The organism is Streptomyces griseoruber, from assembly GCF_001514205.1.
GTDB lineage: Bacteria > Actinomycetota > Actinomycetes > Streptomycetales > Streptomycetaceae > Streptomyces > Streptomyces griseoruber.
In genome coordinates this window covers 323,377-346,623 of record NZ_KQ948773.1, presented here as the reverse complement: position 1 = coordinate 346,623, position 23,247 = coordinate 323,377, and the positions used below count along the sequence as shown (strand labels likewise).

Sequence of the window (23,247 nt, the reverse complement as noted above, 5' to 3'; positions counted from 1 at the left end):
CACCCCCGGACAGACAGCCCGAGACGGACACCCCCGGACCGACGGCCCCAGACGGACAGCCCCAGACCGACGGGCCCCGAACGGACGCCACCGAACCGACACCCCCGAACCGACGACCCCGGACAGACGACCCCGGACAGACAGCCCCGCACCGACGCCCCCGGCCCCGCCTCACAGCACGGCGATCGGGTTCACCGGTGCCCCGGTCGCCGCCGGCAGCCGCAGTGGCGCGATCACGCACAGGAACGACCAGCGCCCCTGCGCCACGCATACCGGCAGCACCTCCTCCAGCCGCAGATAGTCCAGCAGATGCAGCCCCATGGCGTGCACGGCGAGGACGTGCACCGGGAAGTCCACGCCGCGCACCGGGCTGGGCGCGGTGTCGTTGTTGCCGTCGCCGCCGAGCACCGCCACCCGCCGCTCGGCCAGGAACTCCAGCGCCGCCGGGTCCAGTCCGGCCCGCGCGACGGAGGCGTCCCAGGGCCCGAGTTCCTCGCGGCGGCGCCGGTGCCCCACCCGGACGAGCAGGAGGTCCCCGGGGCCGGTCCGGACGCCCTGCCGGGCCTCGGCGGCCTCCAGGTCCTCCGCGGTGACGCTCGTCCCGGGTTCGAGCCAGGGCCGTCCGTGCAGCCCCGGGATGTCCAGCAGCACGGCGCGTCCCACGACACCGTCGTGGACGAGGTCGGCGGAGAGGGTCCGCGCCCCCTCGGGAGTGAGGGCGTCGGCGGCCGGGAGACCGCCGTGCACGGTGTCGTCGTAGAGGACGTGGCACAGGGCGTCGAGGTGGGTGTTGACGTCACCGTGGACGTCCATCGCGAACCGGTCCCGGGCGAACTCGAGGCCCCCGCCGGGCGCCGGGACCCCGCCCTGCGGCGCGGTGAGCCGGTGCTCGGCGGGCCGCGGGTCGTCGGGCGCGGCGACGGTGTTGACCGGGGAGGCCAGCGACACCGTACGGCCCGAACGCACCTCGCGTACGGCGGCCAGCACCCGGTCGGGTGTGAGGGTGTCCAGGGCGCCGCGCGGGGAGGCGGCGCCGGGTGCCGTGCTCAGCAGCCGCCGGTACAGCGACCGGAAGCCCGGCTCGCCGAGCTGGTCGGAGGTCCGCATGCTCCCACCATCGGGCAGCACCCGGCCGCGCGCACCCAGAGCCGTGCCGTCAGACCGTCCTCGGTGCGCCCTCGGACCCGGTGTCCCCGGTGTCCCCGGTGTCCCGGGTGTCTGCGGTGTCCCCGGTGTCTCCGGTGTCGAGGAACTCGCGGATGCCGAAGGCGGCCAGCACGATCACGGCCGTCCAGATCACGACGGCCATGGTCGGATAGCTCCAGGTGAACAGGACGATCGCGGCCACCGCGAGGATCGCCACCCCGATCCACATCTTGAAGCGGTGCACGAACCGGCCCACCGGGCCGAGCCGCAGCCCCGCCGAGAGGGCGACGTCCCGGCCCGCGCCGATGCCCTTGGTGAAGAAGTGCCGGGTGAAGACGGCGGGCCGGGAGGGCCCGACGAAGAACGCGCCGATGGCCGTGACCAGGGCCAGCGCCCCGACCGCCCGCACGCTGGAGCGCAGGAACCGCACCAGCGCGTCGTAGATCGCGCCCGCCGCGCCCTCGTTCGTGCCCGGCGGCAGATGGTCGAGGTACACCGCGCGGAAGACGGTGAGGGCGACGCCCAGCAGCACCATGGCGAGGAAGAAGCCGATCGCGGCCCCGATCAGCGCCCGCCGGCGGTGGGCGGCCATGAACACGCCCGCGGCGGCGACCAGCACCGCGATGACCGGCAGCCAGTTGCCGACGATCTCCAGGATCCGCAGGTACGTCTTGATCTTGCCGATGTCCTTGCCCTGGACCACCACGAAGTCCGTGTGGACGGCCGGGATCTTCGACGCCACGGTCAGTCCCGACTCGACCAGCCGGTCCTTCACCTGGGCGACGATGGGCCCGACGTCGATGGCGACCTGATCGTCCTTCAGCTGCACGACACTGTCGGAGCTGCCCGTCAGCGCCTTGTCGACGGCGGAGTGGGCCCGGCGGTTGGCGTTCGTCCAGGCCGTCTCGAAGGCGGAGCTGGAGACCACGCGCATCACGGTGGTGCTGATCAGCTGTTTCAGTCCGTTGGTGATGGGGCCGTCGAGGTTGTCGACGAGACCGGCGATCTTGGGCGGCACGCCCTTCTCCGCCGCCGCGTCACTGAGCTGCTTGACCAGCCCGTCCACGTCGATCTGCTGGATCACTGCGTCGGTGACGCGGGTGGTGACGGCCTTCTGGATGTCCGGGTTCGAGGCGAGCGGCGCCACTGTCGCGACATAGCGGTCGGTGTCCCGCACGATGCTGTTCGCCCAGACCGCGACCACGGCGAGCAGGGCCAGCAGGGACGCCAGGATGATCAGCAGGGTCGAGCCGAGCGCGCGCAGCCGGTGCTTCGGCTCGTGCCGGGCGCTCTCCAGTTCTCCGACCCGGCGCCGCAGTTCCCGGAGCTCCTGATCCGGGTCGCGGTCCGGCTGCCGCTCCGGCGGCGGTGTGTCGCTGCCTGTCATGTCTCCGAGCAGATCCCGGCGGGGACCGGCGGGCGAGCCGGGAGGGGCCGGTGGGGTGACCGGGCGGCCGGGAGGCGGCCGGTCGGGTGAACCGGGCAGCGGGTGCGACGGCCCAGGTCCGGTGTTGCAATGGCTGTCGGGGGACCCCCGAGCACCAGAGGTGACCGCCGTGAGCGAGCAAATCGACGAGATGGGACCCATCGACTACGTGGTCGTGGAGTTCCCCGGCAACCGCATGACGGGCGAGGCCTTCCCGCTGCTGGTCGATCTGGTGGACCGCGGCATCGTCCGCATCCTGGACCTGATGTTCATCAGGAAGGACGAGGACGGCTCGGTGACCGCCCTGGAGATCGCCGATCTCACCGGTGACGGGGAACTGGACCTGACCGTCTTCGAGGGCGTCCACTCCGGTGTGCTGGGCCAGGACGACCTGGAGGAGGCGGCCGCGGCGGTGGAGCCGGGCAACTCCGCCGGACTGCTGGTCTACGAGAACCTGTGGGCGGCGCCGTTCGCCGCGGCCCTGCGGCGCGGCGGCGCCCAACTGGTCGCCTCCGGGCGGCTGAACGTCCAGGCCGTCCTCGCGTCCCTCGAAGCCGCCGAGGCCGCCTCCTGAGAGAGCGGCCCAGCCGCCCCCGCCGGCTCAGCCGCCTCCACCGACGACGGAGTAGCTCAGCCACGGGGACTGGCCGGGCGTGTACTCGACGGACATCTGCGTGCCGAGGTAGAAGGCCTCGCCGCCGGTCCGGCCGCTCTGGTCGTTCCCGGCCGTCGTCAGCACACAGTCCGCGTTGGCGTACAGCCGGATGTCGTCGTCGGTGTGGTTGGTGACGTGGTGGGCACCGCCGGGCAGCGGGTGGCAGCCGTCGCGGGAGGGGCTCTGGATCTGCACCACCCGCTTCTCCGGGGTCGTGTACTCGATCGTGCCCACGGCGGAGTGCCCCGTACAGCCCGCGACGGCGAGCAGGAGAACGACGGCTGCGGCCCGCCGGCCGGCACGGCTACGACAGATCATGGCGACGGGTCCTCGTCTGTGTGGGAAGCCCTGCGGAAGGTCGTCGGGCTCTCTTCCGCCCAGGCTGCCGCGACCTGCGGTCCGCGTCATCCGGGACGGGCCCAGTCGTATGAATCCCGGTGCCGGGGACGCCGCTCAGGCGGGCCCCTCCGGGCGGCCGCTCCCCGGGGCCGCCCGGCGCAGGTCGGCGTCGGTGAGGGGCTGGAGGGCACCCTTGGTGTCGAGGCGGTAGAGCAGGACCAGGGGCGGCCCGACGAGCACCACCGCGATCAGCGTGACCAGGGCGAGCCAGCGCAGGGTGGTCGAGGCACCGGCCCCCTGGGAGACGGTCAGCGAGGTCGGGATGAGGTACGGCCGCTGGGCGGTCCCCCAGGCCAGGACGACGAGGGCGACCGAGGCGGCGGCGGTGAGCCGGGCCCAGCCGGTGGCCACGAAGCGGAGCAGTACGGCGGTGGCGAGGGCGCAGCAGGCCGCGAGGACCACCAGGAGCAGCCCGGTTCCGCCGGTGAGCCCGTCGTACACGTACCGGGCGTCGTCGTGGGTGATGCCGAGGCCGACACACGCCAGGACGGCGACCGCGCCGAGGCTCGCCCAGGCGCGCAGCCGGAAGTAGCCGACGAGCGGGGTCTGTCCGAAGCGGCGGGCGTCGGCGGTGAGGTTGACCGCGCCCAGGTACGCGGTCGCCGCGACGGTGAGCAGGCCCGCGATCACGGACGTCTTGTTGGACCAGGCGTCGGCCGAGGCCGGGGTCCCCGGGGCGACCCGCCCGGTGGCGAGGCCGCCGACGACCGCGCCGAGGAAGAACGGCGTGAGCAGGGAGGCGACGGCGAACACGGCGCCGTAGACCCGGCGTCCGGCGAGCCGCCGGGTCGGTTTGCGCAGGGCGAACCCGGCGCCGCGCAGGACCAGGCCCACCGCGGCGAGGGCCAGCGGGAGCCACATCGCGGAGAAGACGGTCTGGAACAGGACCGGGAAGCCGGTCCACATGACGACCAGGATGAAGATCAGCCAGACGTTGTTGGCCTCCCACACCGGGGCCATCGCGTGGTCGACGAGCCACCGGGGCCGCCGCCCGCGCTCGGCGCCCCCGGCCATCAGGTCCCAGAACCCGGCGCCGTAGTCGGTGCCCCCGGCGCAGGCGTAGGCGGCGACCAGGATCAGCAGCACCCAGGCGATGACACTGGCGATCGTCATGTCCGGTCCCCGTCCCCGTCCCGGTGCGCGGGCCCCGGTGCGCTCTCCCCGGCACCCGACATCGCCCGCGGCCCGTAGGGGATCTCGCTCTCCGGCCCCTCCGGTACGACGTCCCCGGCCGCGTCGGCCGCCTGCCAGCGGGCGCTCATCCTGCGGACGACGGTCAGGAACGCGGCGAAGGCGCAGACGTAGACGACGACCACGGTCCCGAACATCGTCCACAGCCCGTAGGCGTGCGTGCCGGTGACCGCCTCCGACACCCGCATGTGCTCGTACACGATCCACGGCTGGCGGCCCACCTCCGTGGTGATCCAGCCGCACTCCACGCACACCAGACAGGCCGCGCCGGCGACGGCCGCGCACCGGAAGAACCAGCGCGAGCGGGGCAGGTCGCGGCGGCGGAACCAGACCCAGCCGTACCAGAGGGCGAGCAGGATCAGCAGGCTGCCGAGGGTCACCATGATGTCGAACGCCCAGTGCACGAGGGTGGCCTGAGCGGCCGTCGGGCGGGTGTCGGCGGCGACCGCGGTGAGGCCCTGCACCTTGGTGGAGGGGCTGAAGCCGGCCAGGATCGAGTCCAGTTGGGGGATCTTGACGCCGCCGGAGATGCTCCCGTCGGAGTGCAGGATCCCGAACATGTACTCGGGCACATGGGTGCCGGTCGTCCAGACGATCTCCATGGCGGAGAACTTCACCGGCTGCTGGTGGAAGACGGCCCGGGCCAGCGAGTCGCCCAGCATGAACTGGATCGGGGTGAGGATCGCGGCCACCGTGAACGGCACGGTGAAGCCGAGCCGGTGGTAGCGGTCCCGGCGGCCGCGCAGCCGGCCGACCGCGTACACGCCGGCCACGCAGTACGCGGCGGTCATATAGGCGGCGCCCACGAAGTGCCAGTACTCGGGGCCGAAGATCGGCGTGAAGATCGCCCGTCGTACGTCGACGTCGGCCGGGTCGCCGGACGCGTCGAGGGTGAAGCCCCGGGGCGTGTTCATCCAGGAGTTCGCGGCGATGATCCCGAACGCCCCGAGCAGGGCGGACGCGCACAGCGGGACCCCGACCCAGAAGTGCGGCCACGGGCGCAGCGTGCGCCAGCCGTACAGATAGACGGCGATCAGGATGGCCTCCAGGAAGAAGGCCCAGCCCTCGATGCCGAAGGCCAGCCCGAAGACGTCTCCCCAGCGGCCCATCATGCCGGGCCACAGCAGCCCGAACTCGAAGGACAGCACGGTGCCGGTGACGATGCCGATGGCGAACTGCACGGCCATCACCGCCGACCAGCGGCGGGCGAGGCGCAGCGCGGCCTCGTCGCCCTTGCGCAGTCCGCGGTGGTGCATCAGCAGGGTGAGGAAGGGCAGCGCGACACCGAAGGGCACGAGCAGGATGTGGGTGCCCAGGGTGAAGGCCATCAGCTCGCGCGCGGGCAGCAGCTGGGGCGGGGTCGCCGCGAGGAGCCCGGCGGCGTGCACGGCGTCGATGTCAGCCGCCGGTGGCGAAGCCGGGGAACAGTGTCATGCCGCCGTCGACGTAGATCGTGGTGCCGACGACGTAGTCGAGCAGGTCGGAGGCGAGGACGGCGACCGTGTTCGCGATGTCGTCGGGGTCGCCGACCCGGCGGTAGGGGATGAGCCGCAGCAGATCGGCCTCGGCCTCCGGGGTGTCCCAGGCGCTGCGGTTGATGGGGGTGCGGATCGCGCCGGGGGCGACGGCGTTGACCCGGATCCGGAAGGGGGCGAGTTCCTGCGAGAGGGTCGCCATCAGCATCAGCACCCCGCCCTTGGACGAGGCGTAGTTCACGTGCCCGGCCCAGGGGATGAGCTGGTGCACCGAACTCATGCAGATGATCTTCCCGGCGGAGCGGGAGACCTCCGGGACGACACCGCGCCGCAGGAACTCCTTGGTGGCCTCGCGGGCGCACAGGAACTGGCCGGTGAGGTTGACGTCCAGCACCTTGTGCCACTGGTCCAAGGTCATGTCGGTGACAGGCGCGTCCCGTTGCAGGCCCGCGTTGGCCACCATGACGTCGATGGTCCCGAACTCCTTGACCATCGCGGCGACCATGTCGACGACCTGGTCCTCCTGGGAGACGTCCGCCTCGTGCGCGTACGCGCGGACCCCGAAGCCCTCGATCTCGCGGACCACCTCCTCGGCGGCGTCCCGGCCGGAGACGTAGTTCACGACGACATCGGCGCCCACCCGCCCGAGCGCCACGGCGGTCGCCCTGCCGATTCCCGAGTTCGCACCCGTGACGAGTGCTTTCTGGCCTTTCAGAAGGGGAAAGGCGATCGGCTGAACTCCCGGGCCGCCGCTGCTGCTCTCCACTGATGTCTCCCTACGGGTGCGCCCCCGGGACCGGGGAATTCCACACCCCACGAAAACACCGGTGTGCCGCCGGGGCCCGGTGGTACGGGCCCCGGCGGCACGTGCGGGTGACCGCCGGGGCCGAACGGCTCAACGCGGCGCCGGACGGGGAGCGGCGGCTCAGGTCGCCCGGGTGTCCCTGCTGGGTCCGACGCACAGCGCCCACATCACGAAGCCGTCGATGATGATCAGCATGACCGCCCAGAACGGGTACCAGGGCAGCCAGGCGAAGTTGGCGATCATCGAGATCCCGGCCAGTGCGATGCCGACGACCCGTGCCCACATGGCACCGCTGAACAGAGCGATGCCCGCCAGAGTGACCACGATGCCGAGCACGAGGTGCAGCCAGCCCCACCCGGTGAGGCTCCACTGGAAGGTGTAGTTCCTTGTCGAGACGAACACGTCGTCCTCGGCTATGGCGGCTATTCCCTCGAATATCGCCATGACGCCGCCGAACATCATCATGATCGCGGCGAACAGTATCCAGCCGGACACGGCCATTCCCCCGCGAGCCGTCGTGTCCGTCATTCCCCTGCCGTGCGTGGCCATGTCGAGCTCCTTCGCTTCGGCGAACACACAGACTCAGGCTGCCACGGATTACGGCACCCGGCAGATCAAGGGGAGGCGTGCTGCAATGGAGTGACCGTTCCGGACGAGAAAGGGGATCGTCATGCCTGGTCTTCTGCGCGGAGTCGCCCGCACCGCGGTGGTGGCGGGAACGGCGACCGCGGTCTCCAACCGAGTGTCACGCCGTCAGCAGGGCCGCTGGGCCGCCCAGGCCGAGGAGCAGCAGCCCCCGCAGCCCCCGCCGCCGCCCCCGGCACCCGCGGCACCCGCGGCGCCGCCGTCCACGGCCGACGAGATGACCAACAAGATCGACCAGCTCAAGCAGCTCGGCGATCTGAAGTCCCAGGGCATCCTCAGCGACGCCGAGTTCGAGGAGCAGAAGCGCCGGCTGCTCGCCTGAGGGCAGGGCGTACGACGGCGTACGATCGCCCGATGCCGCCCACCCCGGTCTCCCTCCGAGCCGCCGCGCACGCCGGCGCCCCCGCCCTCACCCTGCGCCCCTGGCGCCCGACGGACGTCCCCGCGCTGGTCGAGGCGCTGCGGGACCCCGTGCTGCGCCGCTGGACCAGCCACCGGGTGGACGACGAGGCCGAGGGGGCGCGCTGGATCGCCGCCCAGCGGGAGGGCTGGGAGGCCGGGACGCGGTTCTGCTTCGCCGTGACCGAGGAGAGCGCCGGCCCCGAGGACGCCGGCCGTCCGGGTGACCTCCTGGTCGGCCAGGCGGTCCTGAAGACGGTCGCACCCGGTGCCCCCACCGCCGAGGTGGGCTACTGGACCGCCGCCCACGCGCGCGGCCGGGGCGTGGCGCCCCGTGCCCTGCGCACCCTCACCGACTGGGCGTACGCCACCTTCGCACCCACCGGCCTGAGCCGCCTCGAACTCCTCCACCAGGTGGACAACGACGCGTCCTGCCGGGTCGCCGAGAAGACCGGGTACGTCCTCGACGGCGTCCTGCCCGCCGCACCGCCCGCCTACCCGCTGGACGGCCATCGCCACGTACGGAACGTCACCGGTCCGTCACGGCCCGCCGTCCGATCGCACCCCGCGCCGCGCCCCGCCGTGTGAGTCCGGGTGGGCCGGTGCGGACCCGGTGACGCACCCGACACCGGTCGCCGGCCGGTGACCGTCACCCGTCACCCCCGTGTCGTGGACCGAGCCCGCCCGGCCGGGCTCCCGGTGCCCTCGGCCCGGCCGCCCGCCAGGGCCAGCCCCGCGGTCACCGCCAGCGACGTCAGCGCCGTCACCGTCATCGCGGTGGCCGCGGAGGTGAGCTGGGCGACCGTGCCCGCCACCGCCGCGCCCACCCCCTGCATGGTTCCCATCCCGGCGGAGTGCAGCCCGAGCGCCTGCCCGCCGAGTTCGGCCGGGGTGAGGGCCATCAGGCGCTCCTGCTGGACCAGACTCGCCCCGAAGCCCACCGAGGCGAGGGCCGCGCAGCCGGCGGCGACGGGCAGGGCGGGCCGCAGGACGAAGAGGAGATAGGGGGTGGCCAGCAGGAGCAGCAGAGGCGTGGCGAGCCGCGCCCGCAGCGCCGGCGGGACGAACCGGCCGACCGTCACATCGCCCACCAGCATCCCCAGCGCCGCGCACGCGAACAGCGTGCCCGCCGCGTCGGGGGCGTACGGCACGAACAGCGCCTCGCAGCCGACGACCAGGCCGTTGGGGACCCACAGGCCGAGGTAGGTGAGGCGGCGGGGCCGTGAGGACCACAAGGCGGCGTTGGTGCGCAGGGTCGCGGCGGCCGAGGGGCGGCCCGTGGCGCGCGGCGGCCGGGCGGTCAGGCCGAGCCGGGCGACGGCCGCGGCGACGGTGTGGAGCAGGGCGGCGAGCAGGAGCACGGGACGCGGGGCGAGGGCGGTGACCAGGGCGCCGCCGACGGCGTACCCGGTGACCTGCGTCAGCCCGCTCATCACGTTGAAGAGCGAACGCCCCGGCAGATACGTCCCGTCGCCGCTGAGGAGCTCGTTCAGCAGGCCCCAGCGGACACCCCCGCCGAGCGAGGCGATCAGGCCCCCCAGGAGGACGACCGCGAGGACGGCCCGGACCGGGAGGCCGGGCAGGGCGACGGCGGCCGTGGTGACGGCGAAGGCGAGGGACAGGCCGATCAGGGTGGCCCTCGGGGCCAGCCGGTCGGCGCCCGAGAGCAGCAGGGTCGCGCCGACCGCCTGGGCGAGCGAGGGTCCGAACATGCTCACCGCCGACAGCAGCGGCGAGTCGGTGGCCTGGAAGACGAGGGTGCCCAGGGCGAGTCCGCTCACCGTCTGGGCGGCGGTGTGGGCGGCGGACGAGAGGAAGAGAGGGGTGAACTCCGGGGTGCGGAAGAGCTGTCGGTAGCCGGTCATGGCCGGAGTCTCGGGCGGCCCGGAAGGGGGTGGTTATTGTTTCGCGGTCACGCGAAAGGTCGTAGGGCACGGGGAGGTCCGCGGTGGGCTGGTGGCAGTTGAACGCCGACACGCTGGCCCGCAGCCGGTTCGTGCTCTCGCCGCTCGCCGAGACCTTCGCGAGCGTGAAGCTGCTCCAGTGGGGGGTGGGCGCCCACCCCGGCGAGCAGGCCTGGCTGCGGGCCCATCTGCCGGCCTACCGGGCCGAGTTGGCGGCGGACCCGGTCACCGCGCTGCTGATCCGCGCGGGGCTCGGGCGGAGCTGGATCGCGGACTTCCTCACTCCGACCCCGCGCGACGGCGAGAGCTTCGCGCAGGGGGTGGCGCGGGTGCGGGCGGCGGATCCCGCCGAGGCCCGCGCGCATCTGCGGCTCTCCGTCGGCGGTCCGCTGCCCCCCGCCCTGGACCGCGACGATCTGCCCGAGCGGGCGGCGGCACTGCTGGAGTACGTGTGGGAGGCGGCGGTGCGGCCGTCCTGGGAGCGTCGGCGGCATGTGCTGGAGGCGGATGTGGTCGCGCGGACGGCGCAGGTCAGCCGGGGCGGCTGGGCGGCGGCGCTGGACTCGCTGCGGCCGGGGACGCGGTGGCTCGGGGAGAGCCGGTTCCAGGTGAACGCGCATGAATACCCGCCCCGGGAGATCTCCGGCGCGGAGCTGGTGTTCGTGCCGGTCACCCCGAGGGCCGGCTGGGTGTCGTGGGAGGGGCGGGAGCGGTACGCGGTGGTGTACCCGTGCGCGGGGCCGCTGGCCGGGGACCCCCGGGAGCGGGCGGTGCCGGCGGCGCTCGGCGCGCTGCTGGGGCCGGGGCGGGCGGCGGTGCTGGTGCTGCTCGGGCAGGGGCCGCTGAGCACCACCCAGCTGGTCGCGCTGACCGGGCAGGGGCTGGGCTCGGTGGGCCGGCATCTGCGGGTGCTGCTGGACGCGGGGCTGGTGGAGCGGGGGCGGGCGGGGCGGTCGGTGCTGTACTCGCGGACGGCGGCGGGGGAGGTACTGGCCGGGGCGGCGAAGGAGACGGAGCGGGATACGGCACAGGAAACGGAAAGGGAGAGCGCCCCCGGTTGAGGGAGGGTTCACCGGGCGGGGCTAGCATCCGCCCATGACTACTGATGCCGTTTCCTCCCCCCTCGATGTCGAGATCGGCGCCCTCAAGGGTGGGTCCGCGCAGCTCTCGGAGTATTCGGGGCAGGTCGTCCTGATCGTGAACGTGGCCTCCAAGTGTGGTCTGACCCCGCAGTACAACGGGCTGGAGAAGCTCCAGGAGCGGTACGCCGCGCAGGGCTTCACCGTGCTGGGCGTGCCCTGCAACCAGTTCCTCGGGCAGGAGCCCGGCAGCGCCGAGGAGATCGCGGAGTTCTGCTCGGCGACGTACGGCGTGACCTTCCCGCTGACCGAGAAGGTCGAGGTGAACGGCGAGGGCCGGCACCCCCTGTACGAGCGGCTGGTCGGCTTCGCGGACGCGGAGGGCCACACGGGTGACATCCGCTGGAACTTCGAGAAGTTCCTCGTCGGCCGGGACGGGGCCGTCGTGGCCCGCTTCTCACCGCAGACCGAGCCGGAGTCCGACGAGATCGTCACCGCGATCGAGGCACGGCTCGGCTGATCGGGACCGCTTGACCTTGCCCCTGGGGCAAGGCGGAGTCTCCTCGTCGCCGGGCGGAGCAGACCGCCCGGTGACGGAGGATGACCAGGTGAACGTACGCGACGACGACGAACTGCTGACCATCGGCGCGTTCGCCGCGCGGGCCCGCCTCACGGCCAAGGCGCTGCGTCTCTACGACCGGCTGGGCCTGCTGGCCCCGGCGCGGGTCGACGAGGCCAGCGGCTATCGCTACTACCGGGCCGGCCAGGTGGACCGGGCCCGGCTGGTGGCGATGCTGCGGCAGCTGGAGATGCCGCTGGCCCGGATCGCCGAGGTGGTGGAGACCGGTGGCGCCGAGGGCGCGGACCTGCTCGCCGCCTACTGGGCCGAGGCCGAGGACCGGTTCGCCGGCCGGCGCGCGCTCGCCGAGTACCTCCGTGGACGACTGTCGGGGAGGAGCTCCGAAATGTACGAGAAGTTCGAGGTCGAGATCGTCGACCTGCCCGAGCAGGTGATCATCAGCGAGACCCGTCATGTGCTGGCGGACGAGCTGCCCCGGTGGATCCCCGCCGCCCTCGGCCGGCTGGAGGAGGCGGCGGGCGCGTGCGGGGGCACCACCGGCGCGCCGTTCGTGGCGTACCACGCCGAGGTGTCCATGGAGAGCGACGGACCGGCGGAGTCCTGTGTCCCGGTCGCCGACGAGGCGGCGGCCCGCGCGTGGGCGGCCGCGCAGGGGCGGGCCCGGGGGATCGAGGTGAAGGTGGAGCCGGCCCGGCGGCTGGCGTCCACCCGGATCAGCAAGGCGCAGGTCGCCCATCCGCAGATCATCGCCGCGTTCGAGGCGGTGGAGGCATGGATGAGGCGGGAGGGCTGGACGTACGACGGCCCGTGCCGCGAGATCTACTTCGCCGACTGGGACGCGGCGGGCCCGCAGGACCCGGTGTGCGACGTGGCGTTCCCGGTTCGACACACGCCCTAGGGCCCTTCGCCCGGAACAGGCCGAGCCCCCTCGGCAAGGACGGCGATCTTGTCGAGAGGGCTCTGTCGGTGGCTGTGCGATGGTCGAAGTGGAACCGGTGTGTTGCGGAGAACGTTCCTCGCCCTACTCCTTCACCGACGCCACGAAGGCGTTCCACGCGCCGGCCGGGAAGGCCAGCTTGGGGCCCTCGGGGATCTTGGTGTCCCCGAGCTCCAGCGTCTCCAGGACGGTCGACCTGACCATCACACAGGCGCCGTTGCCGTTGGTGTAGGAGGACGTCGTCCACGTTTCCGTGGCGCCCAGACGAATTGCCATTGATTGCTCCGTTAGCCAGTTGGCGAGTCACGGTTTTGCGCCAACGTCGGTGATCGTTGGCGTGATCGACGCTACTCGCCAACCCCGCTAATCGGAGGAGTCATTCACTCGGTCGAATGGCATATTCCAGGTGAGTCTTCCAATCGAGCGTGTCAGCGGTGTACCATCCGCCGCCACACCCCGGAAAGCTCATCCCGGGAGGATTTTCATCGCGCGTAATCCTTCGCCAGGTCGTCGATGACGCGGCGCGAGTGCTCCACGTTCAGCGCCTGCGCCCGCAGGTGTTCGTACATCACCGAGTACTGCTGGACGTCGTACGCCTTCTCCAGGTAGAGGTCGCTCGTCACGCCCTCGATGTAGACCACGCTGGAGTCGGAGGCGTCGGCGAACTCCAGGATCGTGTACTGGCCGTTGAGGCCGGGATGCGCGCCGACCTCGAACGGCAGCACCTGCACGGTGACATGCGGAAGCCTCGACAGCTCGGCGAGGTGCTCCAGTTGCTCCCGCATCACCAGCCTGCTGCCGACGACCCGGCGCAGGGCCGCCTCGTCCAGCACCACCCACAGCCGCAGCGGCCCGTCCTCGGTGGTGATTCGTTCCTGCCGCCGCAGCCGCACCTGCACCCGTTTGTCGACCTCGGCCTCCGGCCGCTCCGGCAACGCGCCCCGGATGATGGCCTCGGCGTACGCGCGGGTCTGCAACAGGCCGGTGACGGTCTGGGGTTCGTACACCCGCAGCGACTCCGCGTCGGTCTCCAGACCGATGTACACGCTGTACGGAATGTCCCCGAAGGCATGCCACCAGCCCTGCTGCCGGGAGTCCTTCGCCATTTCCATCAGCGATTCCACCATGCGCTGGTCCTCGACCTCGTAGACTCCGCAGAGGTCGCGCACATCACGCTGGCTGATGCTGCGCCGGCCGTTCTCCAGGCGGCTGATCTTCGACTGGGACACAAGCAGGCGCTCGGCGACCTGTTCGGCCGTCATGCCCTTCTCTTCACGGAGTCGGCGCAGCTCCTGGCCCAACCGGCGTCGCCTGACCGTGGGATTGACATTGGACGTCACGGGACGCGCACCTCCGGCTGCATGCCTGTAATTGACACTTTGCGTATCTGCTGTTGAGCAGACTGCCACCAAGGTGCTTCGTACCGCTGGAAAACGGTGGATATGCGGCCGGTACACGCCAGTTCGGATCACGCCCCGCACAACCTGCCGACCACGCCCCGGACATGCGTCCGCGCGGGGCGGCGATGCCGTGCGTCGCGACGGACGTACGGCCTCACCACCCCGCGCGGGCCGCGGCGGCTCCCGAACGGGTCATACGGGTCGTGCTCCCGGCGCTCGCGGTGCTTTCCGGCGCCGTGCCGGGTGTGCCGTGGAACTGCGGCTCAGTGGGCCACGACACGCGCCATGGGGCCGCGGCGCGGCTGTGCCGGAACTCCACGGGCGGGTTCCGGTACGGGCCGTCCGCCCGGTCCGGTCGGCCGGCCGGCCGGAGCCGCCGGGTTGCGGCGCGGCTGGGCCGCCGCACCGTTCTGGACGTCCATCACGGCGTGCGCGACGAGACCGCCCATGGGGTCGTGCCTGATCAGGTCCCGCAGCCGGGAGCGGGACGAGCGTCCCTCGTTCCCCGGGTACAGGTGCTTGCCGAGACCGACCGCGTGCGCCAGTGCGGCGAGCGCCGCGGTCCGCGGGTCCGGCGGTACGCCGGTGCGGATCGCGGAGTCCAGCCGGGCCTTGATCTCCCGGCTGATCTCGGTGTCCGTCGCCTGGTAGCGAGTGGTCGGCAGCACCCCGCACATCTGACCCGCCACGGCATGCACCATGCCGCACCGCTCCAGATGCGAGAGGTAGGTCTGGCGCAGCCCGAGACGCGGCCCGCCGATCCAGTGGACGGCACGGACCGGGGCGCCACGCCTTCGCAGCAACTCCAGTGCGCAGTCCAGTGTCGGATCTCCTGTCGGCCGTGGGGACACCACGGCGATACGATCCCCGTCAGGGGCTATCCGCCCGGCCAGCGCCAGCTCCACTAGCTGTGCTCCGGCCAGACCAAGGTCGAGCGACTGCGGCTGTGCGGTGGTACCCGTGGTCGGGTCCAACGCCAGCAGAAGAAGCTCTTCCGGAATCGTTCTGCGGCTCCTGCCCATCCATGCCTCCCCGCGTGGATGAATGACAGGGTGACCCCTCTCACATTGGTCTGTCGAGGGTGCGTGACCTGTTTGTAGTGGAACCAGTAGGTATGTCGTTCTCGTCTACCGCAGGAGCCAAGCCCTCTACACAGGACACTGGTACATGGTTCGGACAACGCCTCGAGGCGTTGTCCGGGGCGGGCGTTCACGGTTCGACAGGCACAAGGAGGCATCGGTGGCGGGCGAGTCCCCCGACAGGTCGAAGCAGCGCGAGTCGTCGGCGGAACCGACGTCGGGGAGCGCGGGTACGGTTCCCGAGGCACGCGAGGCCCGCGAGGTCCGCGATCCGCGGGTGGCGGTGGCCCGGGAGAACGGGGCCCCGGCGGCCTCGACCGCCTCGCGGGGCGGCGTCGACACGGCGACACGGGTTCTCTCCGTACGCGAACTGGAGATCGAGGAGCCCGAGGACGCTCGCCCGGAGCCCGAGGACGCGCCCGCGGAGCCCGAGGACGCGCCCGCGGAGGCCGACGGGGCCGAAGGCGTGGACGACGCCGAGGGGAGCCCTGAGAGCCCTTCTGAGGGCCCCGAGGGCACCGGGGCCGACTCGGACGCCGCCGAGGGCCGCGAGGACGCGGAGGACGCCGCCGAGGGGCGCGCGGACGCGGACAGCGCCCCGGAGAGCCCCGAGGACGCCGAGGACCCCGAAGACGCCGAGGACCCCGAAGACGCCGTCGGTGCGGGTGACTCTTCGGACGGTTCCGAGGGGGACGCGGACGAGGAGGGCGACGCGGAGGGCAGTGCGGAGGGTCCGGAGGACTCGGCTCCGGAGACCTCCGGGGCAGACTTGCGGACGGATCCTCGTACGGAACCCCGTACGGACTCCGCCGGCGCCGAGGACGACGACGACGCGCCCGCCCCCTCCGCCAAGCCCGTGCCCAAATGGGCCTCCGGGGGCGAGAAGGCCGACACGGCCGAGAAGGCCGAGAAGGCCGAGGAGGACGGGGAGGACGGGGAGGACGACGGCGGCAGGGCCGACGACTCCCCCGTCGACCAGCCCACCGCCATCTTCAAGGCGCCCCGGCCCAAGCCCACCGTCGACCAGCCGACCACCATGCTCAAGCTGGGCGGGGCCCTCAAGCCCAAGGCGGACGAGCCCAAGGCCGACGAGCCCAAGGCCGACGAGCCCGCGCCCGGTGAGAAGTCCTCGGCGGAGGACGGCGACAGGACCCCGCCGCCCGCCGAGCGGACCAGCAGGTTCGTCGCGCTCAAGCCGCTCGACGAGCCCCGCCCCCCGAAGGCGACCGGTGACATCACCGCCGTCACCGCGCTGGTGCCCCAGATCGGCCCCGAGCGGACGACCCAGCAGCCGCTGCCGCCGAAGCCGCCGATCGACCTGCTGGCGGAGCTGACCAACACCCCGCCGCCCCCGCCGACCCCGCTGCGCACCCTCGGCCGGCGGGTCAAGATCTGGACGCCGCTGGTCATCCTGCTGGTGATCGCGTTTGCGGTCGTACAGGCCTTCCGCCCGCTCCCGGCCACCGCGCTGGCGCTCACCGCGAAGGACTCGTACACCTTCGAGGGCGGCAAGCTCGCCCTGCCCTGGCCGGACGAGGGCCAGGGCTGGATGGACGTCGACGGCGTCGGCACGATGGACAGCTTCGGCAAGCAGACGCCCGTCGCCATCGGCTCGGTGGCCAAGACGATGACCGCGTACGTCGTCCTCAAGGACCACCCGCTCAAGGCGGGTGCCGACGGTCCGAGCATCACCGTCGACGCCACCGCCGAGAAGGAGGGCGGCTACGACCTGAGCGGCGAGTCCACCCTCAACAGCGTCAAGGCCGGTGACAAGCTCACGCTCCAGCAGGCCCTCTCCGCGGTCATGATCCCGTCCGCGAACAACATCGCCCGGCTGCTGGCCCGCTGGGACGGGGGCACCGAGGCGGCGTTCATCAAGAAGATGAACGCGGCCGCCAAGGAGCTCGGGATGACGAACACCACGTACACCGACGCCTCCGGGCTGAAGGAGACCACCGTCTCCACGGCCGAGGACCAGGTGAAGCTCGGCAACGCGGTCGTGAAGATCCCGGCCCTCGTGGCGATCACCAGCGCGGCCAGCTGGACCGACCCCTCCGGATACAACTGGCCGAACTACAACGAGCTGCCCTACCGGATGGGCGCGATCGGCATCAAGACCGGCTCCACCACCGCGGCCGGCGGCAACCTCCTCTTCGCCGCCCGCAAGGAGGTCGGCGGCGAGACGGTCACCGTCGTCGGCGCGATCCTCGGCCAGCACAAGCCGACCATCCTCAAGACGGTCAACGAGGTCAGCAAGACGGCCCTGGCCGCCGCCGAGGACGCGCTGAAGTCCGCGAAGATCCTCAAAAAGGGTGATGTCGTCGGGTACGTGGACGACCGGCTCGGCGGCCACACCCCGGTCGTCGTCACCAAGGACGTCACGGCGGTCGGCTGGGCCGGGCTGACGGTGAAGCTGAAGTTCGCCGCAGAGGAGGTGCCGCACACCGCGAAGGCCGGCACCCAGGTGGGCACGCTCACCGTCGGGGACGGCACCAGCGGCGCGGTGAAGGTCCCGGTCGCCCTGGAGAGCGACCTCGTCGAACCGGGCTTCCAGGACAAGCTGACCCGGCTCGGCTGACCCGCCGACCGCGTCCGTACCTCTCGCCACCCCGCCGGGCAGCCGCCCGGCGGGGTGCGTGCTAGCGTCGCGAAACGGGACAGGTCGCCGGTCGCAACGACGCTGCCGTGAAGCGGACGCGAACAGGGCGCGGCCGAGAACAGAAGACGGGACACGGGGAGTGCCTTCAGGTGGCCACTGCGGAGCCGACACGCGCCGACGACACCGGTCCGGGCCCGGACACCGGCCCGCGCATCAAGCTGCCCGCACCGCAGTCCGGTGACCACGACCATGATCCGCCCGCCCCGACGGCCGCAGCGCGTCGCGACGCCATGAAGGCCCCGACGCAGGCCTCGGCGGAGGCCACCGCGCCGCAGGACCCGGCGAAGGCGGGGCCGCGCGCCGCGCTCCACCGCCTCGGCGGCTTCCTCCGCCGGCACCTGGTGCTCTCCGTCACCGCGCTGTCCGGGATTCTGCACGTCATCTGGTTCTTCATGTTCGCGAACAGCGGTGGCGATCTCGCGGCGCAGGACGCCTGGGCCGAGTTCGTCGGCCGGCACCCCGACTCCGCGTACAACCTCGCCTGGTACGGCGGGATGCACCCGGTGTCGTACAGCGTCATCTCGCCGTATCTGATGTCGGTCCTCGGCGTCCGTACGACGATGATGATCGCCGGGACGCTGTCGGCCGGCCTCCTCACCCTGGTCCTGCTGCGGTGCAGGCCGGTGAAGAACCCGGTGTGGCCCGCCCTCGCCGGTGTCTTCGCGCTGCTGTGCAACGCCGCCTCCGGCCGGGTGACCTACGGCCTCGGGAACCTGTTCGCGCTGGCCGCCGTGGCCGTCGTGTTCTGCTGGCCGTACCGCTGGCGCTACAAACGCTGGGCGAAGGCCCTGTGCGCCGCCCCGCTGGCCGCGCTCGCCACGATGGGTTCGCCGGTGGCGGGGCTGTTCGTGGGCATCGTCGCCGTCGCGCTGTTCCTTCAGAAGCGGCGGCCCGGCGCCTGGGCCCTCGGGCTCGCGCCGACCGCCGTCGTCGCCGTCTCCGCCTGGCTGTTCCCCTTCTCCGGCACCCAGCCGATGTCCTTCGGCTCGGCCTCGCTGCCCCTGCTGTACTCGGCGATCGTCTTCGCGGTCGTCCCGCGCGACTGGAAGACCGTGCGGATCACGGCGGCGGTGTACGGCCTGGGGGTGCTGGGGGTGTGGCTGATCAGCTCCCAGATCGGGTCGAACATCACCCGGCTCGCGATGCTGTTCTCGGGTGTGGTGCTGGCGGCCGCGCTGCCGTTCGCGGTGCGGCGCAGCCGCAAGTGGTACGTCATCGTGCTCGCCCTGCTCGGGTTCGCCGGCTGGATCGGCTTCAAGTCGGTCGACGACGTCATCCGGACGACCCCGGCGGCCTCCTGGGCGCGCGAGCTGGCGCCGCTCGTCAACGAACTCCAGGGCGTCGGCGCCGAGAAGGGCCGTGTCGAGGTCGTCCCGGCCCGCTCCCACCGCGAGGCCTCCGCGCTCGCGCCGTACGTCAACCTGGCCCGGGGCTGGAACCGGCAGGCCGACATGGAGCGCAACCCCCTCTTCTACGACGACACGCTCAACTCCGCGAACTACCACGAGTGGCTCCAGCGGTGGGCCGTGCACTACGTCGTCGTCCCCAAGGAGGCGCTCGACGGGGACGGCGGGGAGCGGGAGCGGGAGCTGGTGCAGCGGGGGCTGCCGTATCTGGAGCAGATCTGGGGCGACGCCAACTGGCAGCTGTTCAAGGTCACCGATCCGGCGCCGATGGCCGAGCCCGACGCGGTGGTGGAGCGGGCCGAGCAGGGCGAGATGACGATCGACGTGGAGAAGGCCGGCCGGGTGCTGATCCGGATCCCGTACTCGCCGTGGCTGAGCGTCGTCGACGCGGAGGGCAAGAGCCTGAAGCCGCCGCAGGAGACGGAGGCGTCCAAGCACCGGGCCGAGGGCGAGCCGAAGTCCTACACGAACGTGAACGGCTGCCTGTACGAGACGGAGGAGGACGCGCAGGGCGACAAGTGGACGGTGCTGCTGGCCCCGAAGGCCGGGGTCTACCGACTCGCCGCCCCGTATCAGCTCCCGCGCGGCACTCCCTGCCCCGACGAGCTGAAGCAGCCCTGATCAACGCAGCCGGTCGACGTACCGGTCGGTGCCGGGCACGGTCGGTACGAACGGGGCCAGCAGCTCCAGTCTGCCCAGGCCCGATGCGGTGATCCGGGCGTCCAGGCCCGTGAAGTGGTCCTCCCAGCAGTCCCTGGGGTCGCTCTCCAGGAACCACAGCAGGGTCAGGCGGGTGTCGACGCCCTCGACCTGTTTGACGTAGGTCATGCGGTCGCCGGGGAGCGGGGTGGGGCGGAAGACGGTGACCAGGGCGGTCGGGGAGCCGGCCAGGAGCCGGGGGAGGTGGCGGGTGCGCAGCCACTCCAGGAGTGCGGTGCGCTGTTCGGGGGTGTCGGTGTCGATGACCTGGAGGACCAGGCCGGCGTAGGGGTGGTCGAGGGCGTGGTGGTCGCGGGGCCCCGCCGCGCCGTCGCGGTAGACCGTCGCCTCGTGGTCGTGGAACGCCGTGAAGACGTGGGTGCGGTCCTGGTAGACGCGGGCGTCGCGGTTGAGGCGTTGGTTGATGGCGACGGTCCACTTCATGTGGTCGTCGTAGCGGCCGGCGGTGATCCAGTAGGTGGAGAGGTAGCAGCCCGCCGTGACGGGCTGGGCGATCGCGGACTTCTCCGGGACGCGGAGCAGTTGCAGATCCCTGGTCGCCACCCAGCGGCGGCCCGCGTACATCCAGGGCATGGCCATCGCGCCGGCGTAGTAGTGGTCGTCCTCGTACCAGCGGTTGTAGGCGTACTCGTGGCCCGGGTGCGGTTCGACCATGGTGATCAGGGCGTGGCCGGGCCGGACCCCGTACGGTCCCACGGCGGCCAGCTCGGCGTACGTCTCGCTGCGGGTCTCCTCGCTCATGCGTGCTCCCCTTCCGTCCTCCTGCACCGGCCCCTACTCTGACGCCCCGTCAGAAAAGACACCAGAGCCCGGGAGGTCCCCGATGTCCGTGACACCACTGCTCGCCGGCAAGACCGTCGTCGTCTCCGGAGTCGGCGCCGGGCTCGGCCATCAGGTCGCCGCGGCGGTCGTCCGGGACGGCGGCAACGCGGTGCTGGGCGCCCGTACCGAGGCGAACCTCGCCAAGAGCGCGGCCGAGATCGACCCGGACGGGGCGCACACCGCGTGGCGGGCGACCGACATCACCGACGAGGGGAGTTGCGAGGCGCTGGCGGGGCTGGCGCGGGAGCGGTTCGGGGGGATCGACGCGGTGGTGCAGGTGGCGGCCTGGGATGCGTACTTCGGGGGCGTCGAGGACGCCGACTTCGCGACCTGGCAGTCGGTCATCGACGTGAACCTGCTGGGCACGCTGCGGATGACGCGGGCGTGCCTCGGGGCGCTGAAGGTGCGGGGCGGGTCGGTCGTGTTCATCGGGACGCAGTCGGCGGTGGCGGCCCCGTCCCAGGTGCGACAGGCGGCCTACGCGGCCTCGAAGGGGGCGCTGACCAGTGCGATGTACTCGCTGGCGCGGGAGCTCGGGCCGCACCGGATCCGGGTCAACACCGTGCTGCCGGGGTGGATGTGGGGGCCGCCGGTGCAGGCGTACGTGCAGTTCACGGCGCACACGGAGGGGGTGCCCGAGGCGGAGGTGCTGGGCCGGCTGACGGAACGGATGGCGTTGCCGGAGCTGGCCACGGACGGGGACGTGGCGGATGCGGCGGTGTTCCTGGCCTCGGACCGGGCGCGGGCGATCACGGGGCAGTCGCTGCTGGTCAACGCCGGGGAGCTGATGCGGTGACAGCTCGAGGGTAAGTTCATGTAGGTGAACGCAGGCCACCATGCCGAATAGCTTTACCTCCCTTTGACCTTACGGTTACTTGTCGTGTTCATGCGACAGCGCCCACGATGAGCGCCGGGCTGAACCCTGGGAGGACGCACATGAACGGTCTCGACTGGGCCGTGCTCATCGGCTATTTCGGCGTGATGGTCGCCATCGGCGTCTGGTCGCACAAGCGCGTCGACGACGTCAGCGACTTCTTCACCGCGGGCGGCAGGATGCCCTGGTGGCTGTCCGGGATCTCGCACCACATGTCGGGCTACAGCGCGGTGATGTTCACCGGGTACGCGGGCATCGCCTACACCTACGGCGTCACCTCCTTCGTCACCTGGTCCTTCCCCATCGCCCTCGGCATCGCGATCGGCTCCAAGCTGTTCGCGCCGCGCATCAACCGGCTGCGCTCGCGCCTGCACGTCGCTTCCCCGCTCGAGTACCTGAAGAACCGCTACGACCTGAAGACCCAGCAGGCGCTCGCCTGGTCCGGGATGCTGCTGAAGATCGTGGACGTGGGCGCCAAGTGGGCCGCCATCGCGACCCTGCTGTCCGTCTTCACCGGCGTCTCCCTCAACCAGGGCATCCTCATCACCGGCGCCATCACGGCCGTGTACTGCACGATCGGCGGCCTGTGGGCCGACGCGCTCACCGAACTCGGCCAGTTCGTCATCCAGTTGCTGGCCGGCATCGCGATGTTCGTGGCCGTCGTGCTGAAGCTGAACGACAAGGGCATCGGGTTCCTCGACGTCTGGGACGAGCCGGCGCTCCAGGGCCACGACAAGCCGCTGGTCGGCCCGTACGGCACGGTCTTCCTGCTCGCGTTCCTCTTCATCAAGCTCTTCGAGTACAACGGCGGCATGCTCAACCAGGCCCAGCGGTACATGGCCACGGCCACCCCGCGCGAGGCCGAGCGCTCCGCGCGGCTGTCGGCGGCGCTGTGGCTGGTCTGGCCGGTGGTGCTGTTCTTCCCCATGTGGATGTCCCCGCTGCTGGTCACCGCGCAGAAGCCGGACGGCTCCGACTCCTACGGCCTGATGACCGAACAGCTCCTGCCGCACGGTCTGCTGGGCCTGGTCATCGTCGGCTTCTTCTCCCACACGATGGCGATGTGCTCCTCCGACGCCAACGCCATCGCCTCCGTCTTCACCCGGGACTGCGCACCGGTGATCTCGCGCCGGGCACGGGAGTGGAACGCGCGGTCGGGCCTGATCGCGGCCCGGGTGACGACGGTCGTCTTCCTCGGCCTGTCCATGGCGGCGGCCACCCAGGTCAACTCGCCCACCTTCAAGGACATCATCACCGTCGTCATCAAGTGGGTCGCCGGTCTGATGGGCCCGATGGCCATCCCGATGATGCTGGGCCTGCTGCGCCCCTTCCGCCGCTCCGGCCCCACCGCCGCGCTGACCAGCTGGTCGATGGGCCTGCTCGCCTTCTGGCTGGTCAACTACCCCGTCAACTGGAACGTCGACGGCGGCGTCCCGCTCCAGTACCAGGTCTCGATCCCGCTCGCCGTCTCCCTCGTCCTCTACATCCTCATCGGCTTCGTCCGGCCGGAGGACACCCCGGAGCGGCTCGCCGTCATCGAGAAGATCAACACGGACGACGACTCCTCGGGCGCGGCGGCCGCCGTACCCGGACCGCGGGAGGCCGTACCGGCTCCGGCGAAGGACTGAGACCGGCCCGGGTCCCGT

The 23,247-nt window shown here is 71.9% G+C and carries 22 protein-coding genes; 10 read left to right on the top strand and 12 right to left on the bottom strand.

Translation table 11 applies throughout. The annotated features are described in order from the left end of the window. Positions 1 to 171: 171 nt before the first annotated feature. The gene (locus AQJ64_RS27490) at positions 172 to 1,107 is read right to left on the bottom strand and encodes a cyclase family protein (RefSeq protein WP_055636668.1); all 936 of its coding nucleotides are present in this window, start codon (positions 1,105 to 1,107) and stop codon (positions 172 to 174) included. A gap of 49 nt (positions 1,108 to 1,156) precedes the next feature. After that, a complete protein-coding gene (locus tag AQJ64_RS27485) occupies positions 1,157 to 2,533 on the bottom strand; it encodes a hypothetical protein (protein WP_240512813.1) in 1,377 nt (458 codons plus the stop codon). A 190-nt stretch (positions 2,534 to 2,723) separates the two neighbouring features. Here AQJ64_RS27485 and AQJ64_RS27480 point away from each other — a divergent pair, with 190 nt between their 5' ends. Next, on the top strand, positions 2,724 to 3,146 hold the full coding sequence (locus AQJ64_RS27480) for a DUF6325 family protein (protein ID WP_055636670.1): 423 nt from the start codon (positions 2,724 to 2,726) through the stop codon (positions 3,144 to 3,146). A 27-nt stretch (positions 3,147 to 3,173) separates the two neighbouring features. Here AQJ64_RS27480 and AQJ64_RS27475 read toward each other — a convergent pair whose 3' ends face one another. The 5 genes from AQJ64_RS27475 to AQJ64_RS27455 all read right to left on the bottom strand — a co-directional run bounded on the left by AQJ64_RS27475 (position 3,174) and on the right by AQJ64_RS27455 (position 7,646). Next, positions 3,174 to 3,545, bottom strand: a complete 372-nt coding sequence (locus AQJ64_RS27475; RefSeq protein ID WP_055636667.1) for a hypothetical protein — start codon at positions 3,543 to 3,545, stop codon at positions 3,174 to 3,176. A gap of 135 nt (positions 3,546 to 3,680) precedes the next feature. After that, on the bottom strand, positions 3,681 to 4,739 hold the full coding sequence (locus AQJ64_RS27470) for a cytochrome d ubiquinol oxidase subunit II (RefSeq protein ID WP_055636666.1): 1,059 nt from the start codon (positions 4,737 to 4,739) through the stop codon (positions 3,681 to 3,683). Beyond that, positions 4,736 to 6,145: a cytochrome ubiquinol oxidase subunit I gene (locus AQJ64_RS27465; protein ID WP_079061979.1), complete on the bottom strand. Its 1,410-nt coding sequence runs from the start codon at positions 6,143 to 6,145 to the stop codon at positions 4,736 to 4,738. The genes AQJ64_RS27470 and AQJ64_RS27465 overlap by 4 nt, the downstream gene beginning before the upstream one ends. A gap of 70 nt (positions 6,146 to 6,215) precedes the next feature. Further along, a complete protein-coding gene (locus AQJ64_RS27460) occupies positions 6,216 to 7,058 on the bottom strand; it encodes an SDR family oxidoreductase (RefSeq protein ID WP_055636664.1) in 843 nt (280 codons plus the stop codon). Between the two features lie 159 nt (positions 7,059 to 7,217). After that, the gene (locus tag AQJ64_RS27455) at positions 7,218 to 7,646 is read right to left on the bottom strand and encodes a DUF7144 family membrane protein (protein ID WP_055636669.1); all 429 of its coding nucleotides are present in this window, start codon (positions 7,644 to 7,646) and stop codon (positions 7,218 to 7,220) included. 121 nt (positions 7,647 to 7,767) lie between these two features. Here AQJ64_RS27455 and AQJ64_RS27450 point away from each other — a divergent pair, with 121 nt between their 5' ends. Then, a complete protein-coding gene (locus tag AQJ64_RS27450) occupies positions 7,768 to 8,064 on the top strand; it encodes an SHOCT domain-containing protein (protein WP_059203074.1) in 297 nt (98 codons plus the stop codon). Positions 8,065 to 8,096: 32 nt separating this feature from the next. After that, positions 8,097 to 8,729: a GNAT family N-acetyltransferase gene (locus tag AQJ64_RS27445; RefSeq protein WP_055639032.1), complete on the top strand. Its 633-nt coding sequence runs from the start codon at positions 8,097 to 8,099 to the stop codon at positions 8,727 to 8,729. Between the two features lie 68 nt (positions 8,730 to 8,797). Here the strand turns inward: AQJ64_RS27445 and AQJ64_RS27440 are convergent, their stop codons facing one another. Then, positions 8,798 to 10,006 (bottom strand): MFS transporter, encoded by a 1,209-nt coding sequence (locus tag AQJ64_RS27440; RefSeq protein WP_055639031.1) that lies wholly within the window; start codon positions 10,004 to 10,006, stop codon positions 8,798 to 8,800. Between the two features lie 83 nt (positions 10,007 to 10,089). On the opposite strand from AQJ64_RS27440, the gene AQJ64_RS27435 reads away from it, so the two are divergent. The 3 genes from AQJ64_RS27435 to AQJ64_RS27425 all read left to right on the top strand — a co-directional run bounded on the left by AQJ64_RS27435 (position 10,090) and on the right by AQJ64_RS27425 (position 12,602). Beyond that, positions 10,090 to 11,106 (top strand): ArsR/SmtB family transcription factor, encoded by a 1,017-nt coding sequence (locus tag AQJ64_RS27435; RefSeq protein WP_059203073.1) that lies wholly within the window; start codon positions 10,090 to 10,092, stop codon positions 11,104 to 11,106. A gap of 34 nt (positions 11,107 to 11,140) precedes the next feature. Next, entirely contained in the window at positions 11,141 to 11,644 is a 504-nt protein-coding gene (locus tag AQJ64_RS27430) for a glutathione peroxidase (RefSeq protein ID WP_059203072.1), read from the top strand. A gap of 70 nt (positions 11,645 to 11,714) precedes the next feature. After that, complete coding sequence (locus tag AQJ64_RS27425) at positions 11,715 to 12,602, top strand: MerR family transcriptional regulator (protein ID WP_059203071.1); 888 nt, start codon at positions 11,715 to 11,717, stop codon at positions 12,600 to 12,602. A 123-nt stretch (positions 12,603 to 12,725) separates the two neighbouring features. Here the strand turns inward: AQJ64_RS27425 and AQJ64_RS27420 are convergent, their stop codons facing one another. From AQJ64_RS27420 to AQJ64_RS27410, 3 genes are all read right to left on the bottom strand, one after another. Further along, positions 12,726 to 12,917 carry a DUF397 domain-containing protein gene (locus AQJ64_RS27420; protein ID WP_055633126.1) on the bottom strand — a complete coding sequence of 64 codons (192 nt, stop codon included), beginning with the start codon at positions 12,915 to 12,917 and terminating at the stop codon, positions 12,726 to 12,728. Between the two features lie 206 nt (positions 12,918 to 13,123). After that, positions 13,124 to 13,981 (bottom strand): helix-turn-helix domain-containing protein, encoded by an 858-nt coding sequence (locus tag AQJ64_RS27415; RefSeq protein ID WP_055633127.1) that lies wholly within the window; start codon positions 13,979 to 13,981, stop codon positions 13,124 to 13,126. A gap of 323 nt (positions 13,982 to 14,304) precedes the next feature. Further along, complete coding sequence (locus AQJ64_RS27410) at positions 14,305 to 15,063, bottom strand: GOLPH3/VPS74 family protein (RefSeq protein ID WP_055633128.1); 759 nt, start codon at positions 15,061 to 15,063, stop codon at positions 14,305 to 14,307. Positions 15,064 to 15,280: 217 nt separating this feature from the next. Between AQJ64_RS27410 and AQJ64_RS27405 the strand changes: the two genes are divergently transcribed. Beyond that, positions 15,281 to 17,698, top strand: a complete 2,418-nt coding sequence (locus AQJ64_RS27405; RefSeq protein WP_055633129.1) for a D-alanyl-D-alanine carboxypeptidase — start codon at positions 15,281 to 15,283, stop codon at positions 17,696 to 17,698. A gap of 170 nt (positions 17,699 to 17,868) precedes the next feature. Next, on the top strand, positions 17,869 to 19,806 hold the full coding sequence (locus tag AQJ64_RS27400) for an MFS transporter (protein WP_055633130.1): 1,938 nt from the start codon (positions 17,869 to 17,871) through the stop codon (positions 19,804 to 19,806). Here AQJ64_RS27400 and AQJ64_RS27395 read toward each other — a convergent pair whose 3' ends face one another. Continuing rightward, positions 19,807 to 20,646 (bottom strand): hypothetical protein, encoded by an 840-nt coding sequence (locus tag AQJ64_RS27395; RefSeq protein WP_055633131.1) that lies wholly within the window; start codon positions 20,644 to 20,646, stop codon positions 19,807 to 19,809. A gap of 82 nt (positions 20,647 to 20,728) precedes the next feature. Here AQJ64_RS27395 and AQJ64_RS27390 point away from each other — a divergent pair, with 82 nt between their 5' ends. Then, positions 20,729 to 21,523 (top strand): SDR family oxidoreductase, encoded by a 795-nt coding sequence (locus AQJ64_RS27390; RefSeq protein ID WP_055633132.1) that lies wholly within the window; start codon positions 20,729 to 20,731, stop codon positions 21,521 to 21,523. Positions 21,524 to 21,663: 140 nt separating this feature from the next. After that, entirely contained in the window at positions 21,664 to 23,229 is a 1,566-nt protein-coding gene (locus AQJ64_RS27385) for a sodium:solute symporter family protein (protein ID WP_055633133.1), read from the top strand. Positions 23,230 to 23,247 lie beyond the last annotated feature (18 nt).